Here is a 1,642-nt window from a genome sequence, read left to right as displayed (position 1 = left end):
TGGTCTTGGGAAACAATGTTCTTAAATGATAAAAAGGTAGGCTGGCATAAATCGGAGGGGATTTACTCTGGGGTTTCCGGAATTGTGTTATTTCTAATTGAGCTTTTTAAGAAAACATCGGATGATAAATATTTAGAAGCGGCAATTCATGGCGCTAATTGGGTGGACAATTATTGTGCAAAAAATAAGACTACTTATTACGCCTTTCTAACAGGGCGTCTTGGGGCTGCTTATATGTTGGTGCAACTAGCGGAAGTAAGTGGAGAAAAAGCATTTTTGAAAAAGGCATTAAAAATTGCGAAGGGATGTGAAATTTTTCTGGAACAAGAGCATACATTAAATGAATTTATTAACGGGGCGTCGGGTGCTTTATTAGCTTTAATGCACCTTCATCAGGCAAGTGGTGAAGACTGGTTGTTGGATTCTATTAATACTTTTACAGCTCACTTAATTGACCATGTTTATCATGGAGAGAATGGTCTGTATTGGGACCGTTCGGATAAAAGTATTAAGGGACTTTGTGGTTTTTCTCATGGGGCAGCAGGTGTTGGTTTTGTCTTTCTAGAGTTGGGATATTACTTTAAAAATAAAGCTTTTTACCAGATGGCCGAACAAGCCTTTTTTTATGAAAATTCCCTGTTTAATGAAAAAATAGGAAATTGGCCGGATTTCAGGAAAGGGAATTATAATGAAGAAACTAACGAGCAATTCAAAGCTGCTTATTTGGCAAATAATTACGACTTCTTTGAAACCCCAGGGGATATGACAGCCTGGTGTCATGGGGCTCCTGGTATTGGTCTGTCCAGGCTTAGAGCTTTGGAACTTCTGGAAAAAGAAGAATACAGGAATGATTATTTAAAAGCAGAAAAAAAGACGTTAGAAAAGGAGGAAAGTTTGACGGCAAACTTGGCTTCTTTTACCCTTTGTCATGGGGCAGGTGGAAATGCTATGCTTTTATTGGAAGCACATCGCTTGCTCAAAGAAAATTATCAGCAAAATCGAGTTACCTCGATCGTAGAAAGATTATTGAAAGTAAAAAAGGATGATCAACCGTATTTACCTGGGTATTCTACTGTAGAAAAAACGGAGGATAGTAGTCTATTTATGGGAAATGCTGGAATAGGTTATTTCCTGCTTCAATATATTGAGCCATTGAACACTGCCTCAGTTTTGAGTCCCGTCTTAAAAAATAGATGTAAACAGGATTTTTCTTCTAAACCGGATCTAAACCTTAATGCCTTTTCCTTGAAGAAAAAGTTGATGGAAAAGGCATTTCCCCTCACAATCAATTTGTTAGAGGAGGTTTTGCCTAATGAAATTCATGATTATTTTCAGGTTGATTTATCATTAAAGAGGGAGGGTATAAAGGAGGAATTTAAGAAATTTTTGAGAAAGGTACTTTCCCAGGAGGATTTAGTAGGAATAAATCAAATTAGGGATGTTTTTAAATATGAAATGGCGAAAACAAAACTTCAAAGTTATAATCCGGCCTATTTAAGTATTAAAAATCAATTTCTAAGGGAAAGGGCTGCAGCCCTTTTGGCTCTAGAGGTACCTCAGTTGATGAAAAAGAAAATCCAGCTTAATAATGACGCTTCTATTTTGGGAACAGCATGGAATTGGAATAAATATTCAAAAGATA

At 36.7% G+C, this 1,642-nt stretch carries 1 protein-coding gene; it reads left to right on the top strand.

All coding sequences use genetic code 11. The features are described from left to right. Positions 1-1,642 (top strand): lanthionine synthetase LanC family protein (locus E1171_RS01660; RefSeq protein WP_222931334.1); only part of this gene is annotated, 1,642 nt, incomplete at both ends.

The organism is Xanthovirga aplysinae (assembly GCF_009711365.1).
Lineage (GTDB): Bacteria > Bacteroidota > Bacteroidia > Cytophagales > Cyclobacteriaceae > Xanthovirga > Xanthovirga aplysinae.
Note: the sequence above shows the minus strand (reverse complement) of the source record. Positions and strands in the feature narration are given on the sequence as shown.